Here is a 17,038-nt window from a genome sequence, read left to right as displayed (position 1 = left end):
CATTTTAAATCCTTTCGGTTATAAACCATGAGCCACCTACGCAATGACCTTCATATTATAAATATAGTCAAAACGTTCAGATTTTCCAGCGGTAGCAAGGCCTGTTTATTTTATTCTCTTAGATACTGATGTTTATCTCATCATATAAATAAACATACTTGGATTCGCATATTAAGCGCAACACCGTAATGAACGAAGTAAATGAGTTGGGGTTCCTGTAAATAACTCATTCGGTGTTTTATAATCTCGTGTCTTACGTGGTCGATTATTTAGTCGGTTTGCCACAAGGTTAACCTCCCGCTCTGATACCTTATTAAAATCGGTTCCTTTTGGGAAGTAATCTCTGATTAATCCATTTATGTTCTCATTTATCCCTCTTTTCCCAAGGGGAAAAAGGAATGACCAAAATAAAATTTTTTCTTTAAAATTTTTACCCATTCGGTTCGTGTTGGGCAAATTTGAGTCCGTTATCAAAGGGTAATTGTTTTAACTTTATGTTTTATCATCGATAAATGTCTTGTCGCCGCTTTGGCAACACCTTCTGCTGTTTTATCTTCAAGTTTAATGATGATCGTAAATAACGATTTTCGTTCAACTAAAGTCAATAAGGCACTTTTACGATCTTTGCCAACGATAGTATCCCCTTCCCAATCCCCAATACGCTGCTTTTTATCAACAATTTTTGGGCGCTTATCAATACTGACTCTGTTTTTAATTTTTCCTCTGTGCTCATGGCTTCCATAGCGTTTACGATACGGTTTTTTCGCTATCCTAAGATGTTGCCATAAATCACCGCCATTTATTTTATCTTTATAAATCAATCGATAAATTGTTTCATGATGTAAAGAGATTTTCGCTTCCCGCTTGAGATAACCCACAACTTGTTCCGGACTTAAATCTTGCCAAATTAACTGTTTTATCCACTTTGTTATCTCTGGCGTGATTTTTACGGCTTTTACCTTAGAATGACGGCGTTCTAATGCTTTACGCTGAGCTTGTTCAGGTTCATATTTCTCGGCTTCCCGGTTTCGTCTCAATTCCCGGCTAATTGTTGATGGGGCCCGATTAAGCGACGTTGCAATAAAACGTTGTGTAAAACCGGCTTCTTTTAAGCCGAAAATCTGGTATCTTTCTGTTTCGGTCAGTTGCGTATAGGCCATAGTGCATTTTCCTTTGGCGAGAAAGATGCCTACTATAGCAACTGACCGCCTTTCTTAGAAATTGCACTTACTATGCGAATCCAAGATAGATAAATTAATTTTAATTTAAATAAGAGGTAAAAAATAAGAACTTATATTTTTATAAAAAAATCAAGTATAAATCTAATCCATCCCTATAAAACCTTTTTAATAATATAAATTAGCTTTAATCGGTATTATTCCTAATTCATAAAAAATAGGAATGTATTTTATTTATCTACATCCCATGAATTCTAAGTTACAACGGTGATAAGGAGACAAATCCCCCAGAAATAGTTACCGGAGGAAAATAATACGCTTAACAGAAAATCGGGGGTTCTTTGGTAAGATACTGCTGCCGCAATAAACATGTATCTACCGCAGAAGAAATAACCTCAGCAATCTGGGCAGAGGTTTTTAATGCCCTGATTTGCATAAATAACTCATCTGCTTCACGATATTCTTTACGCAAATACCCTAACCATTGCTTGATTCGGGCAACGTGATACAGCCCCGTATCGCCCTGCTTTTCCAGATAAATATATTTTTGCAATAACCTGAGTACACTGCTCCACGGCATCTTGGGTTCGTTATATTTAATCACCCGACTCAAATTTGGCGTATGCAGTGCACCACGGCCGATCATCACTGCATCACATCCTGTCGTTTTGATGCACGCCTGAGCACTTTGCCAATCCCAAATTTCACCGTTGGCAATGACAGGAATAGCAAGGCGACGGCGGATCTCGCCTATCGCCTGCCAATTGATGCACTCTGCCTTATAGCCCTCTTCCTTGGTTCGTCCATGCACCACCAGTTCAGTCGCCCCTGCTTGCTGGACTGCATCTGCAATCTCAAACTGACGAGCATCAGAATCCCATCCCAGACGGACTTTTACCGTTACCGGCAGATGGGCGGGCACGGCTTCACGCATGGCCCTGGCACCCTGATAGATAAGTTCGGGATCTTTCAATAAGGTCGCACCGCCACCACTGCCATTCACCGCCTTGGAAGGGCAACCACAGTTCAGGTCAATGCCCCATGATCCCAGCTCAACTGCCCTGACCGCGTTTTCTGCCAGCCATGCCGGATATTGCCCCAGAAGCTGAACCCTGACCGGTGTTCCCGAGGGTGTGCGGCTCTGATGATGCAGTTCAGGACACTGCCGGTAAAAAGATTTTACCGGCAGTAAGCTGTCAACCACACGCAGGAATTCTGTGATACATAAGTCATAATCATTGACTTCACTCAACAATTCCCTGACCAGAGAATCCAAGACGCCTTCCATCGGGGCCAGCAAAACGCGCATGAATTACTCTCCCGACGCCGCCGCACGTGGGGATTTGGTGCTGACCCGCTGACGACGCTGGCGCGATGGGGATGCTTGATCTGACTTAGCATGGCCTTGCTTGCCGTTGCTACGCTGACTGCGAGGCTGTTCATTACGCGAACGATTATCGCGAGAACCCTGACCCCAAGGGCTATTTCCGTGAGAATGACTTTCACGTGAATGGTTTTTACGGGAATCGTTTTCACGAGAACGGCTTTCACGCGGGCCATTTTTCCGGGCACTGTTATCACGTGAATTGTTGTTACCGCGTGGACTATTGCCACGATCATTGCGCCCATTCTGAATCGGTTCCGCCTTGATAGTAGGATCAGGTTCATAACCCGCAATGGCAATGCGCGGAATTTCTCGCTTCAACAGGCGCTCGATATCTTTCAGCAGCTTGTGTTCATCGACACACACCAGTGAGAGTGCCTGCCCGGTCGCATCGGCACGCCCGGTACGGCCAATGCGGTGCACATAATCTTCGGCAACGTTTGGCAATTCATAGTTGACGACATGTGGCAACTGATCAATATCCAGTCCACGGGCAGCGATATCCGTTGCGACCAGCGCACGGATGTTCCCCGTCTTGAAATCAGCCAGCGCACGGGTTCTTGCTCCCTGACTCTTGTTACCGTGGATCGCCGCCGCCGTCACGCCATCTTTATTCAACTGTTCCGCCAGCCGGTTTGCCCCATGTTTGGTACGGGTAAATATCAATACCTGTTGCCAATTCTGGCTGCCAATCATGTAAGAGAGCAATTCACCCTTGCGCTTTTTGTCCACAAAATGGATGGATTGTTCAATCTGTTCAGAGGCCGAATTACGCCGAGCAACTTCTACGCTGACCGGTTCTTTCAGCAACTTATTGGCAAGGTTTTTAATTTCATCAGAGAACGTTGCAGAAAAGAGCAGATTTTGGCGTTTTGCCGGCAATTTGTTCAATACACGACGAATATCGTGGATAAACCCCATGTCCAACATACGATCCGCTTCATCCAAGACCAGAATTTCAACGCGGGAGAGATCCACGGCATTCTGGTGTTCTAAGTCCAACAAACGTCCCGGCGTGGCGACCAGAATATCCACCCCGCCACGCAATTTCATCATCTGCGGGTTGATACTGACACCGCCGAAGACCACAAACGAACGCAATCTGAGATATTTGCTGTAATCACGCACATTTTCACCCACCTGAGCGGCCAGCTCGCGGGTTGGGGTTAAAATCAATGCCCTGACCGGACGGCGACCTTTTGCCTGCGTCGGGGATTCACTCAAAAGTTGCAGGATAGGCAAGGTAAATCCTGCGGTTTTTCCCGTACCTGTCTGGGCACTGGCCAGTAGATCTTTACCGGATAACACAACAGGAATAGCCTGCTGCTGAATAGGGGTAGGTTCCACGTAGCCTTGTTCTTCAACGGCACGCAAAATATCAGCCTTCAAGCCGAGGGACTCAAAATTCATAAATAAGAAATGCTCCAGACTTCACCATTCCTCATACAATTGAGGGGCAGTTTTATGGGAAGAAAACAGACGCGATAAAACGCAAAGAAATTACACAAACTGCAATGCACCATAGTAGTAACGCAGGATTATAACAGATATGTCTTTCCACGCAGACCCAAAGAATCCAATAAATGAAATAAAAATTGGCTGGATCGCTTTCACCACGGGCAGTGAGTCAAAACAGGCAGATTATTTTTTATGGACATCTATTAAAAAGACAATTTGTGTCAACTTTACATCGAATTACTTTAGCCTTAAAGTTAATCATACGATTGATATATACCCGATAAACTTCAATGACTATCTCCCCGCGCTACGCGGGGAGATAGTCAAAGCATCTTGAAGTACGGTGAATATATTTTCCGACACTCTCGAAAATTCTTTGTAACAGGAAATAAGTTAACCATGGCAGCAAAGACGGCTCAGACATTACGAGGCGAACAAGCCAAGCAACAACTGCTGGAAGCAGCAATCGAAATTTTTGGCAAATCCGGTCTGGAAGGGGCAACGACCCGCAACATTGCCCAACACGCACAGCAAAATATCGCCGCTATCGCCTACTATTTCGGTTCCAAAGAGGGATTATACCTCGCCGTCGTGCAACACATTGCCGATAAACTAAAATCGGAGTTTTCCCCGCTTATTGACGCTATTGACCGTTTTTTTAATGAAACGCCGAAACCCTATCCAAAAGACCCGATATTGGCATTTATTCATCAGGGAATGGTGAGCTATAACCGTCTGATTTTTGAGAAAAGCAGTATCAATATCAGTCGGATCATGTCCCATGAACAATTGACCCCCACCGAGGCTTACAGTGTCATGCACGAACAGGGGCTGGCCCCCATTTATTCCCGGTTAAATAAACTTATCGCCCATTATATCGGTGCAGATGAACGTCAAATTTCAACCCAGATCCACACCCATGCCTTATTGGGTGAGATCCTCTCTTTCCGTCTGGCCAGAGAAGCTTTGTTGCGCCAAACAGGATGGGACAATATCGGCACCAAGGAATACGAATTAATCAATCAGGTTTTATCTCAACATATCAATTTATTGCTTGATGGATTAAGAAAGAAATCATAAGACGAAAACAGCTTATTATCTCCCCTACTCTGTGGGGAGGGTATCCATTGAACAAGGCATAAGGGATAGTATGAACAGTAAAAAGTTTGCTCTTGCCCTATTGGCGCTCATTGTTGTTATCGGTGCTATTGTTGGTATCTACTATTATCAGGAACAAAACAGCAGGGAGCTAACCCTGTATGGCAATGTCGATGTCAGGACGGTCAACCTTGGCTTTCGGGTTGCAGGTAAGCTGGCTAGCCTACAGGTGGATGAAGGTGATGCCATTACTGTCGGTCAGGCGCTGGGTCGCCTTGATGATGCCCCCTTTATTAATGCCTTGAATCAGGCCAAAGCGTCTCGTGATGTCGCCAAGGCAAATCTTGCCAAAGCGGAAGCGGGTTATCGCAGTGAAGAGATCGCTCAGGTACGTTCCGAAGTGGCGCAAAAAGAGTCAGCGTTTCGTTTTGCCGAGAGTTTCCTGAAACGTCAGCAGGGCTTGTGGCAAAGCAAAACTATCTCAGCCAATGATCTGGACAATGCCAGAACCGGACGCAATCAGGCACTGGCCGCTTATCAGGCGGCAAAAGATAAACTGCGCCAGTTCGAAACGGGTTATCGTTTAGAAGAAATTGCCGCGGCAAAAGCCCAGCTTATTCAGGCAGACGCTGCCGTAGCACAAGCCGAACTCAACCTGAAAGATACCCAACTCACCGCGCCATCAGCCGGGATGATCCTGACCAGAGCCATTGAACCCGGCACCATGCTGGCGGCCGGCAATACGGTTTTTACTCTGTCACTCACCCATCCTGTCTGGATCAGGGCCTATATTGATGAACCCAATCTCAATCAAGCTATCGCCGGACGGGAAATCCTGATTTATACCGATGGCCGGAAAAATCAGCCCTATCACGGCAAAATCGGTTTTGTTTCTCCGACCGCCGAATTTACCCCCAAAAATGTCGAAACGCCCGATTTAAGAACAGACTTAGTTTATCGCCTGCGGATCATTGTCCTCGATGCCGATGAGAGCCTGAAACAAGGCATGCCTGTCACCTTGCGTTTTTCCGATGCAAATTTAACCGAAGCCAGTCTTCCTAAAACAAGCAAATAAGGCGATCACATGACCAGTTCAGCGTATACGATAAAACTGAACGGCGTGGAAAAAACGTTTTCAGGATTGGACGTTCCTGCTGTCTCTCATCTGCAAGCAGAAATTCAGGGCGGATCAGTGACGGGGCTTGTCGGTCCAGATGGCGCGGGGAAAACCACGCTGATAAGAATGTTGGCCGGGTTGTTGAAGCCTGATAGCGGCCACATTGAAATCATGGGGCTTGATCCCATCAAGGACAGTGTTCAAGTCCGTTCTGAACTCGGTTACATGCCGCAGAAATTTGGCCTGTATGAAGATTTAACCGTCATAGAAAATCTCACGTTATATGCCGATCTGCGTGGGGTATTGGGTGAAGAACGCAAAACCACCTTTCAGAAGTTATTGACCTTTACGGATTTAACCCGTTTTACCGCACGGTTGGCGGGGAAATTGTCGGGCGGCATGAAACAAAAACTGGGGCTGGCTTGTACCTTATTGGGCAGCCCAAAGGTTTTACTGCTGGATGAACCGGGCGTCGGCGTTGATCCCATCGCACGCCGTGAGTTATGGCAAATGGTACATGAACTCGCTTCCGACGGTATGTTGATCCTGTGGAGCACTTCTTATTTGGATGAAGCCGAGTTATGTCGTGATGTTTTGCTGATGAACCGGGGTGAATTGCTCTATCGTGGCCAGCCACAAGATTTAACACAAGGAATTGCCGGCCGATCTTTTTTGCTTGATGTCAAGCAAGGTATTCGCCGCAAAACGCTGCAACAGGCCCTCACCCTGCCCCAAGTGACGGATGGTGTGATTCAGGGAAAATATGTTCGCCTGATCTTAAAAGAACAGGCGGATAAAAACGCATTACTCCAGCAAATCGGGCTGCCTGAGGGCAATATCGTCGATGCCGAACCGCGTTTCGAAGATGCTTTTATCGATTTATTGGGTGGCGGCCCGTCCCATCGCTCCGAATTAGCGGAGATCATGCCGCAAATCCCGCCCAATCCGACAGAAACCGTGATCGAAGCCCGTAATCTGACAAAAAGATTTGGCGATTTTGCGGCCACTGACCATGTGGATTTTCAGGTGAAACGCGGGGAAATCTTTGGTCTGTTAGGGCCGAATGGTGCCGGAAAATCAACCACCTTCAAAATGATGTGCGGCCTGATGATCCCCACTTCGGGTAAGGCGCTGGTTCTGAATATGGATTTAAAGACCGGTTCAGGCAAGGCTCGCCAGCGCCTTGGCTATATGGCACAAAAATTCTCACTGTATGGCAACCTGACGGTTGAGCAAAATCTTAAGTTTTTTTCTGGTGTTTATGGCCTGAAAGGTCGCCGTCAACAGGAAAAGATGGCCGGTATGATCCGCGCTTTCAATCTTGAACCCATCTTATATCAAAAAACGGATAGCCTTCCGCTCGGATTTAAGCAACGGCTCGCCCTTTCCTGCGCATTGATGCACGAGCCTGATATTCTGTTTTTGGATGAGCCCACTTCGGGCGTTGACCCGCTGACCCGCCGCGAATTTTGGCTGCATATTAATGGCATGGTGGATAAAGGGGTCACCGTAATGGTGACAACTCACTTTATGGATGAAGCCGAATACTGTGACCGTATCGGGCTGGTATTTCGTGGCAAACTGATTGCTGCCGGCACACCCGATGAACTGAAACAACTGGTTGCCACGGATAAGCTCCCGAATCCTTCCATGGAAGATGCTTTTATCGATCTCGTGGTGAACTACGATAAGGAACCGCAATGAGTCATCCTGAACAGCCAACCTCCCAGAAAGCGGTCAGTTTCTCATGGCGTCGCTTGAAAGCACTCTGTATCAAGGAGACGAAACAGATTGTCCGTGATCCTAGCAGTGCGTTGATTGCGGTGGTTATTCCGTTGATGTTGCTGTTTATTTTTGGTTATGGCATTAACCTGGATTCCAGCAAACTTCGCCTCGGTATTCTCATGGAACAACAGAGCGAAGACGCCCGTGAATTCGTGCATGTATTTACCGGATCGCCCTATATTGAGGCCACGATCAGCGACAACCGCCAGCTCTTAATCCAAAAAATGCAGGAAAACCAAATCCGGGGCATTATCGTTATCCCGGTCAATTTTGCTGCCCAGCTTGCCCGCTCAGACAGCCACGCGCCCATTCAGGTGATCACCGATGGCAGTGAACCCAACACTGCGAATTTTGTTCAGGGTTATACCAAAGGCATCTGGCAAATTTGGTTACAACAACGCGGGCAAAATCATGGGGTATCCACCACGCCCTTGATTGATACGCAAATTCGCTACTGGTTTAATCCCGCTGCCATCAGCCGGCATTTTCTCATTCCCGGCGCCATTTCCATTATCATCACCGTGGTAGGCGCCATTCTGACTTCACTGGTGGTCGCCCGTGAATGGGAGCGCGGAACCATGGAAGCGCTGCTTTCAACCCAAGTGACCCGCACCGAATTACTGCTCGCCAAGTTATTGCCTTATCAATTGCTCGGCTCTTTTGTCATGGTACTTTGCATGATATTCACGGTATTTGTGCTGGGGGTTCCCTATCGCGGCTCACTTTGGGTATTGGCACTCGTCTCCAGCCTCTATCTGGCTACCGCCTTGGGGATGGGATTGCTGATTTCCACCCTGACACGTAACCAGTTCAATGCGGCGATGATCTCGCTAAATGCGGCTTTTTTACCTGCCATCATGTTGTCTGGTTTTGTGTTTGAGATAGACAGTATGCCGGTGCTGATTCAGGCTTCGACTTATGTCATACCCGCACGTTACTTTGTCAGCAGCCTACAGACACTCTTTCTGGCTGGCAATATTGGCACGGTATTAATGACCAATCTGCTCCTGTTAATCGCCAGTTCGATTGTCTTTATCGGCCTGACCGCGTGGAAAACCCGTCGGCATCTGGATTAAAAAGGAAAGCGCATGTTTTATCGTCTGTATACCCTCATCATGAAAGAGTTGCAGTCTCTTCTGAGAGAACCGCAAACACGGAACATTTTGATTTTGACCGTGATTATCCAGATGATCCTGTTTCCGTGGGCAGCCACGCTGGAAGTCAAAAACGCCACCATTGCCATTTATAACGAGGATAAAGGGCAGGCATCGATTGAGTTAACCCAGCGGCTGGCAAAATCAAAAGCTTTTCCTGATGTTATTTTGCTGACCAGTTCACAAGCCATCCGCCCGACGCTGGATGACCGTAAAGCGCTGCTGCTGGTGCGTTTTCCCCAAAATTTCAGTGCTAATCTCGCCAATCATCATCCGGCTTCAATTCAGGTTCTGCTGGACGGACGTAATTCAAACAGCGCTCAGATTGCGGCCAACTATATCCAGCAAATCGTACTGGATTACCAGAAGCAGTTATTGGGCAATAGCGCTGATTTCAATAACAGTGAATTAATTATTCGTAACTGGTATAACGCAAATTTAGATTATAAGTGGTTTGTTGTCCCGTCACTGGTTGCCATGATTACCACCATTGGCGTGCTCATCGTGACAGCACTGTCGGTCGCCCGTGAACGGGAACAGGGCACGCTGGATCAATTGCTGGTTTCCCCATTGGCGACGTGGCAAATTTTCCTTGGCAAAGCCATTCCGGCGTTAGTCGTCGCAACCATGCAGGCCAGTATTGTGTTGCTGATTGGCACCCTGTTTTATCAAATTCCGTTCGCCGGTTCATTGCTGCTATTTTATGGCTGCATGTTAATTTACGGCTTATCTCTGGTGGGGTTCGGTCTGCTGATTTCTGCGGTCTGTTCCACCCAACAACAAGCATTTATTGGCGTATTTGTGTTTATGATGCCCGCAATTCTGCTTTCTGGTTATATCTCTCCGGTTGAGAATATGCCGGTTTGGTTGCAAAACATCACCTGGATTAATCCCATTCGGCATTTTACGGATATCACCAAGCAGATTTATTTGAAAGGGGCAGATTTAGCCGTTATCTGGCCCAATTTATGGCCTTTATTGGTCATTACTGCAACAACCGGGGGGATCGCTTATCAGTTGTTTCGCAGCAAGATTGCCTGATAAACCCTTTACTTAATACAAGACCCTAATCAATAGGAGAGAGCGGATATTGATAAATTCTGCTCTCTTTCATAATGTTTTTTCATAATGTTTTCTTTTTTCAGGGAGTATCTAAAGTTGATAACCGGATCATATTACGCTGCATCAATCGATAACCAGAGGCTGCGGCCAAGAATATAATGATACCGGCAACCAGAGTTACAAAAAATCCTGATTGAATTCCCATTTTATCTATCACCCATCCAGTCACCGAAGCACCACAAGCAATGCCAATACCCAATCCTGTTACCATCCAAGTTAAACCTTCAGTCAAATTGCGGGAAGGCACCATATTTTCCACTAAGCTCATTGCAACAATCATTGTTGGAGCAAAAAATAAACCAGAAACAAATACCATCGCAGCAAGTGTCAAAACATCATGGGCCAGCAACAACGGTATTGTTGTCAGCATTGTTGCTAGTGACGTAAACATAAACATACGTGGTAAAGCGATATTTATTTTAATGGCCCCGAATGCTAACCCCGACAGGCAAGAACCAATGGCATAGACCGATAAGACAATACTTGCAGCGGCAGTTTTCCCATGTTGTTCAGCAAAAGCCACGCTAATAACATCAATAGTGCCTACAATGGTTCCCAATGCGATTAATGACAAAATCAATATTTGTATTGAGGGCATTTTTAAAATAATACTTTTATTTTCAACGCAATAAGGATACACAGGCGGCTCTGTTTGTTTTTGTAATACGAAAATCGTTATTCCAATAGCCAGTAAAATCGCCGCAACTAATGGCCCTGCTTCCGGTGCAACAACAACACTTAACCCAACAGATACTGGAGGGCCAATAATAAAACAAAGTTCATCCAAAACCGTTTCAAAAGAAAAAGCAGTATGAAGACGCGGATCTCCCCGATATATTTCAGTCCACCTTGCCCTAATCATCGCGGGCATACTGGGTATACCTCCCGATAAAGCAGCAAAGACAAATAATGTCCAATCCGGTGCCTGAAAATGCGTGCAAAGTAAGAGGATAAACATCGATATAACGCTGGATGCAGTCACATAAGGCAACACCCGGCCTTGACCAAATCGATCGACCAGCCGTGAAATTTGTGGAGCCAATATCGCCATAGAAAAAGTAAAAGTCGCCGCAACACCCCCCGCAATCCAATAAGATCCCCTCAACTGCGAGAGCATAGTAATAATCCCTATTCCTGCCATCGAAATGGGTATTCGCGCAATTAATCCAGCAATAGAAAATGCAAGTGTTCCAGGTGCGCCAAACAATTCTTTGTACGGATTAACCATAAATACTCCTGAGTGATTTATGAAATCGACGGGCTTATAAAATATAGGGTTACCAAAATACTTACATACGGGAAGTATGTTAATCTAATTGACATTCATTCTGTATGTCAATTATAAAAACCGGCAATATAAATTTGGAGTCGTGATATGGTTCGCAAACCCAGAGCAGAAATGATTGAAGAAACCCGACGGAAGTTAATCGCAACAGCACGTCAACAGTTTGGAACTGTAGGGTATTTAAACACCGTTATGGATGATTTAACGGCTAAAGCAGGCATGACCAGAGGGGCTTTATATCATCACTTCGGGGATAAAAAAGGGTTATTTCTTGCTGTATTACAACAAATTGATGCGGAAATGGATGCCCGTCTGACAGAAATTTCAAGCCGAGAAACAGAAACTTGGACAGCATTCACAGTTCGGTGTCATACGTATTTGAAAATGGCTATAGAACCGGAAATACAGCGGATAGCTTTATGTGACGCATCATCTGTTTTAGATCCTGAGCAGTTACAAACGGCCAGACTACAATGTATTACATCAATCGCCACGATGTTAAACACACTGATGGACGAGGGTCAGATTACTGTTACTTCTCCTGAAATTTTGGCTCGCTTAATCAATGGAGGGCTTATGGATACCGCTTTGTGGATTGCCAAACATCAACACCATAATCTTGCTTTATCTGAAGCCTTAAATGCTCTTGATGTTTTATTAGGTGGATTAAAAAAGGTATAAAATAAATGAAATAAGTTCAAAGTATTACGTAAACCCATGTGAATTTATGCATTACTATTGGCAATGACTGATAATGATAAATTACCTATCAGTTGCTTGCCAAAGGAAACTTGGCTATATTATGCCATCATCGGCTATTCCATCATGTACTTAATCTTCAATATACTTTAACTTATAGCTACTGTTTGGTCTAATGGAAGAAATAGGTTTTCATCATAATGATATATTCAAGTTATGAGGAATCAGTGATCTGCGATTTTAACATAGTTTATAAAATCAGTTTTATAAACCATAGAATATATTTAAATACATCTAAATAGCCATCATATAAACTCATTAATTAAGATAAATAATATGTTTATAGAAACCATTCTTAAAAATGCCTCAAATCATTCAAGAAATTTATTTAACTTAAAGAGTGGAAACAAATTTTACTTAAGACCTGAGAGATTACCAGAACCCAATGTAGAATAAATTTGTTTTCATATTAAAACGTTTAATTAAATAGCCAGTAAGAAAAAAAACAAGCTAGCTAGCCAGCAGTCTTATTGATATAAGCAAGGAAGTATAAGAAGCAGAGTGCGTTATATTAAAAGCCAAAATTAACAATGCGACTTCACTTATCCCAGAACCCAATATTGATATCACATCAGAGACCAGAAACTTATTTTTATTTTCCACTTGGATTCGCATAGTAAGTGCAATTTCTAAGAAAGGCGGTCAGTTGCTATAGTAGGCATCTTTCTCGCCAAAGGAAAATGCACTATGGCCTATACGCAACTGACCGAAACAGAAAGATACCAGATTTTCGGCTTAAAAGAAGCCGGTTTTACACAACGTTTTATTGCAACGTCGCTTAATCGGGCCCCATCAACAATTAGCCGGGAATTGAGACGAAACCGGGAAGCCGAGAAATATGAACCTGAACAAGCTCAGCGTAAAGCATTAGAACGCCGTCATTCTAAGGTAAAAGCCGTAAAAATCACGCCAGAGATAACAAAGTGGATAAAACAGTTAATTTGGCAAGATTTAAGTCCGGAACAAGTTGTGGGTTATCTCAAGCGGGAAGCGAAAATCTCTTTACATCATGAAACAATTTATCGATTGATTTATAAAGATAAAATAAATGGCGGTGATTTATGGCAACATCTTAGGATAGCGAAAAAACCGTATCGTAAACGCTATGGAAGCCATGAGCACAGAGGAAAAATTAAAAACAGAGTCAGTATTGATAAGCGCCCAAAAATTGTTGATAAAAAGCAGCGTATTGGGGATTGGGAAGGGGATACTATCGTTGGCAAAGATCGTAAAAGTGCCTTATTGACTTTAGTTGAACGAAAATCGTTATTTACGATCATCATTAAACTTGAAGATAAAACAGCAGAAGGTGTTGCCAAAGCGGCGACAAGACATTTATCGATGATAAAACATAAAGTTAAAACAATTACCTTTGATAACGGACTCGAATTTGCCGAACACGAACGGATCGGTAAAAATTTAGAGACAAAAATTTATTTTGCTCATCCGTATTCCCCTTGGGAAAGAGGGATAAATGAGAACATAAATGGATTAATCAGAGATTACTTCCCAAAAGGAACCGATTTTAATAAGGTATCAGAGCGGGAGGTTAACCTTGTGGCAAACCGACTAAATAATCGACCACGTAAGACACGAGATTATAAAACACCGAATGAGTTATTTACAGGAACCCCAACTCATTTACTTCGTTCATTACGGTGTTGCGCTTAATATGCGAATCCAAGAAGTATATCTATTACAACAAATAAATGGTGGGTACTTATAGTTTATATCATATAATTTATGATATCTATCAATCTTATCATCATTAGAAATACTATTCATTTCATTGCATATTAATTTTACAATGCTTTTTACAATTTTACGTTCTCTAACATCTAAATCAGCATTATACATTAGTGTTTTTAATTTCTTGACATCAAGTTTAATAAATACATATTCTGCATTGTATTTAGTTATTAATTCAGGAATTACTTCAGAAAGTGTAAGAGTTGTAAACTCATAACCTCGGGGTGGAGAACCACTAAAACTGTGACTACGGGAAAGTGGCATCTCAGTGCGACTGTGCTCAGGATATGCATTGAGCGAATTAAAATTGCTCAGATTAGGGCTACTCCTACTAATACGACGTGAATGTTCAAAATCTTTGGCAGCAGATGCTTGAAACGAAGATGAACCACTAAAACTATGCCTACGGGAAAGTGGCATCTCAGTGCGACTGTGCTCAGGATATGCATTGAGCGAATTAAAATTGCTCAGATTAGGGCTACTCCCAACACGGCGTGGATGTTCAAAACCTCTGGCAGCTGATGCCTGAAACGAAGATGGAAGTTGCCCATGACCTGCTGAAGAATCTGGTAATGCCCCTAATTCAATATCTCCATTATTTCTTCTATTGGAATAATGGTTAAGTTGCCCATGACCTGCTGAAGAATCTGGTAATGCCCCTAATTCAATATCTCCATTATTTCTTCTATTGGAATAATAGTTAAAAGGACTCATATATCACCTCACGGTAACTTAAATTTTATTAAGTACTCAAGAGAAATTAATTGCAAATTGGTTACCATAACCGCCCAATAACGTATTTAATTCATTCTCCATTGTCTCCTGAGTCCAAGTGATAAAACGTCGCCAATGGTATTTGGCTTGTTTCCAGACGATTTCAATCAAATTCAGCTCTGGGCTGTAGGCGGGAAGGTAGAATAAAAACAGGTTGTGTTCTCGTAACCAGCTATTTCTGATTTTTTCTTCAATCCCGTGATGGATACGCGCATTATCCAACACTAAAAATGTCAGGCGGTTGTCCCCTTGTTGGGCGAGCTGCTCTAAAAAATCAATCACGTCATCTCGCGTGATACTGCCTGACGTTGTCTGGTAAAACAGCGTGTTATCCGTGTAATTTAACGCCCCCAGAACTGACCGCCTGTCATGCTCTTGAGGCTCAGTTTCATGGGGCTTACCCCGTGGACTCCATCCATATTGCACCGGAGGAGATGCGGCAAAACCCGCCTCATCAAAATAGACCAAACGGTAATGGCCTAACTGTGCTCCAGCCTTAATTTTATTCAGCAAGGCGGATTTGTTAGCAAACTCCGTTTCGTTGCGCTTTTTTTAAGCGATAGACGGGTGCGTTTATAGGTGAGCCCCTGCTTTTTCAGGGTATTTGCCAGCGTTTCAAGCGTACAAGGCAGGGGCCCATGCTTTGCCTCAACGCACTGGGCTATCCGTGCGAGAGTTAGGGACTCTGCACAGGCAGCTTCGACCGCAGTGGCAATCATTTCAGGCGTCATAGCGAGATACCGGCCTCCAGCATGACCGCCTAATAATCCCGCTATCCCTGAATTGTGCCACATGTGAACCCAATTATAGATAACCCGGAGACTGCATCCTATTTCAGCGGTGATCTGGGACGGCTTGCTCCCTCTGGCAAGCATGAGCAAACCCGTTCCTCGCGTACGGATATCCCGGTGGGGATGATTCAAAGCGAGTTGTTGCAATGTTATTCGTTCAGGCTCAGAAAGTATTATCTTCGATTTCATAAGGACAGGCAGAAAATCAGGTTATCGTGTTATCGATTGTAACAGTAATGCAGATAGTTTATCTGATTAACTTAAATAGTTAGCTCGTTTTTAACTAGAATTACTATGAATTAAGACTATATTGTGTTAATTATTTAATAAAGAAAAAATCTTATACTTAAAATCATTAACCTCAATAATGGACTAATTAACACTAGTATAATATAAACAAAACTAACTATAGTGAACGTTATAGCTATCCCCCACATAAATAACATAATAACCATTAAAATCTTAAATTACGGTATATGCAAGCAAAAGTTTAACATTTAATTATCAAGTGCGACGATACCTATGTAGTATTCTGACGCGCCGCGATGCGGCTTGTCTGCTGACGAAGGAAGGCAAAACAAAAACCCGTTTTGCCTTCCTTCGTCCAGCGTCATGCACTATAAATACTTTTTAAACATCGAGGCCGTTATCACCACTACGATCCCCAGCAATACCGCCGCAGGCAACAGGATCACCGTGGGATAGACCGTATCCGGCCAGGATAAATACAGCACACCAGGAACCGAACAGGCAGGCTTAATCCCCCGTTTAGCATGATGATAGACAAAGCTGGATTCATACCCAGCCCCGTAACGCCGTAAATCCCGCCGACCCAGCCCGTCAACCAGAGCCACTAACACCACCATCACAAATAAGGGGACGGATAACAGCAGAATGGCCAGCCGGATCAGTGTTACCATCGTGATAAACACCGTCGCCAGCCAATACTCCTTCAAATAGTTCGATATCCCCTGCAATGCCGCATTGAACTCACGCATAAAATCATTACCGGTATGTAACTGATAATATGACTGCCCCTGAACCCAACCAATAAAACCACTGTCCACAAACAGCCACTGGTAAGCCTGTGCCAGCCATACTGAAACCGTTTGTGAAGGTTCTGATAACAACAGGCTTTGAGTAAACCCCGTAGAGAGATATTGCAGCTCTGTCTTCATCATCTGCCGACTGTGAGATGCGCCCAGTTCCGGCCAGAAAAACGCCATACCGAGATATTCCAGCAACAAACTAAATATCCAGGACATGAGAATAAAGCCGATGATTTTCCACGGCCATTCCCATAACACGCAGTACAAAAGACCATGTTTGCGCGGCGGTTGGGATTGTTGATGGGAAGGGGGTTCTGACTGTGCCATTGCGGAGA

14 protein-coding genes and 1 pseudogene are annotated in these 17,038 nt (G+C 44.1%); 7 read left to right on the top strand and 8 right to left on the bottom strand.

Annotated elements, in window-relative coordinates:
* Nucleotides 1–171 precede the first annotated feature (171 nt).
* The 3 genes and pseudogenes from XDD1_RS06590 to rhlE form a co-directional block, all read right to left on the bottom strand.
* A pseudogene (locus XDD1_RS06590) lies at nucleotides 172–1,160 on the bottom strand (IS30 family transposase).
* 337 nt (nucleotides 1,161–1,497) lie between these two features.
* On the bottom strand, nucleotides 1,498–2,487 hold the full coding sequence (gene dusC / locus XDD1_RS06585; RefSeq protein WP_045969748.1) for a tRNA dihydrouridine(16) synthase DusC: 990 nt from the start codon (nucleotides 2,485–2,487) through the stop codon (nucleotides 1,498–1,500).
* Between the two features lie 3 nt (nucleotides 2,488–2,490).
* Complete coding sequence (gene rhlE, locus XDD1_RS06580; RefSeq protein ID WP_045969746.1) at nucleotides 2,491–3,972, bottom strand: ATP-dependent RNA helicase RhlE; 1,482 nt, start codon at nucleotides 3,970–3,972, stop codon at nucleotides 2,491–2,493.
* A gap of 447 nt (nucleotides 3,973–4,419) precedes the next feature.
* Between rhlE and cecR the strand changes: the two genes are divergently transcribed.
* The 5 genes from cecR (at nucleotide 4,420) to XDD1_RS06550 (ending at nucleotide 10,215) form a co-directional block, all read left to right on the top strand.
* The gene (gene cecR, locus XDD1_RS06570) at nucleotides 4,420–5,100 is read left to right on the top strand and encodes a transcriptional regulator CecR (RefSeq protein ID WP_045969742.1); all 681 of its coding nucleotides are present in this window, start codon (nucleotides 4,420–4,422) and stop codon (nucleotides 5,098–5,100) included.
* A gap of 70 nt (nucleotides 5,101–5,170) precedes the next feature.
* On the top strand, nucleotides 5,171–6,193 hold the full coding sequence (hlyD, locus tag XDD1_RS06565) for a secretion protein HlyD (RefSeq protein WP_045969740.1): 1,023 nt from the start codon (nucleotides 5,171–5,173) through the stop codon (nucleotides 6,191–6,193).
* A gap of 9 nt (nucleotides 6,194–6,202) precedes the next feature.
* On the top strand, nucleotides 6,203–7,939 hold the full coding sequence (locus tag XDD1_RS06560; RefSeq protein ID WP_045969738.1) for an ATP-binding cassette domain-containing protein: 1,737 nt from the start codon (nucleotides 6,203–6,205) through the stop codon (nucleotides 7,937–7,939).
* The gene (locus tag XDD1_RS06555; protein ID WP_045969736.1) at nucleotides 7,936–9,096 is read left to right on the top strand and encodes an ABC transporter permease; all 1,161 of its coding nucleotides are present in this window, start codon (nucleotides 7,936–7,938) and stop codon (nucleotides 9,094–9,096) included. Before XDD1_RS06560 ends, XDD1_RS06555 begins: the two co-directional genes overlap by 4 nt.
* Nucleotides 9,097–9,108: 12 nt before the next feature.
* Complete coding sequence (locus XDD1_RS06550; protein WP_045969733.1) at nucleotides 9,109–10,215, top strand: ABC transporter permease; 1,107 nt, start codon at nucleotides 9,109–9,111, stop codon at nucleotides 10,213–10,215.
* A 100-nt stretch (nucleotides 10,216–10,315) separates the two neighbouring features.
* Here XDD1_RS06550 and XDD1_RS06545 read toward each other — a convergent pair whose 3' ends face one another.
* Nucleotides 10,316–11,524 carry an MFS transporter gene (locus XDD1_RS06545; protein WP_045969731.1) on the bottom strand — a complete coding sequence of 403 codons (1,209 nt, stop codon included), beginning with the start codon at nucleotides 11,522–11,524 and terminating at the stop codon, nucleotides 10,316–10,318.
* Nucleotides 11,525–11,671: 147 nt separating this feature from the next.
* Here XDD1_RS06545 and XDD1_RS06540 point away from each other — a divergent pair, with 147 nt between their 5' ends.
* Nucleotides 11,672–12,262: a TetR/AcrR family transcriptional regulator gene (locus tag XDD1_RS06540; protein WP_045969730.1), complete on the top strand. Its 591-nt coding sequence runs from the start codon at nucleotides 11,672–11,674 to the stop codon at nucleotides 12,260–12,262.
* A gap of 765 nt (nucleotides 12,263–13,027) precedes the next feature.
* Nucleotides 13,028–14,011 (top strand): IS30 family transposase, encoded by a 984-nt coding sequence (locus XDD1_RS06535; RefSeq protein WP_045968417.1) that lies wholly within the window; start codon nucleotides 13,028–13,030, stop codon nucleotides 14,009–14,011.
* Here the strand turns inward: XDD1_RS06535 and XDD1_RS19365 are convergent.
* The 4 genes from XDD1_RS19365 to XDD1_RS06520 all read right to left on the bottom strand — a co-directional run bounded on the left by XDD1_RS19365 (nucleotide 13,994) and on the right by XDD1_RS06520 (nucleotide 17,030).
* Nucleotides 13,994–14,803, bottom strand: coding sequence for a hypothetical protein (locus tag XDD1_RS19365; protein ID WP_156979646.1), 810 nt, complete (start codon nucleotides 14,801–14,803; stop codon nucleotides 13,994–13,996). The genes XDD1_RS06535 and XDD1_RS19365 overlap by 18 nt on opposite strands.
* Nucleotides 14,804–14,839: 36 nt before the next feature.
* On the bottom strand, nucleotides 14,840–15,376 hold the full coding sequence (locus XDD1_RS06530; RefSeq protein ID WP_084720900.1) for an IS630 family transposase: 537 nt from the start codon (nucleotides 15,374–15,376) through the stop codon (nucleotides 14,840–14,842).
* A complete protein-coding gene (locus XDD1_RS06525) occupies nucleotides 15,370–15,843 on the bottom strand; it encodes a helix-turn-helix domain-containing protein (protein ID WP_045968011.1) in 474 nt (157 codons plus the stop codon). The genes XDD1_RS06530 and XDD1_RS06525 overlap by 7 nt, the downstream gene beginning before the upstream one ends.
* Nucleotides 15,844–16,271: 428 nt before the next feature.
* A complete protein-coding gene (locus XDD1_RS06520) occupies nucleotides 16,272–17,030 on the bottom strand; it encodes a TIGR03747 family integrating conjugative element membrane protein (RefSeq protein WP_045969728.1) in 759 nt (252 codons plus the stop codon).
* Nucleotides 17,031–17,038: the final 8 nt, after the last annotated feature.

Source organism: Xenorhabdus doucetiae (genome assembly GCF_000968195.1).
GTDB lineage: Bacteria > Pseudomonadota > Gammaproteobacteria > Enterobacterales > Enterobacteriaceae > Xenorhabdus > Xenorhabdus doucetiae.
Note: the sequence above shows the minus strand (reverse complement) of the source record. Positions and strands in the feature narration are given on the sequence as shown.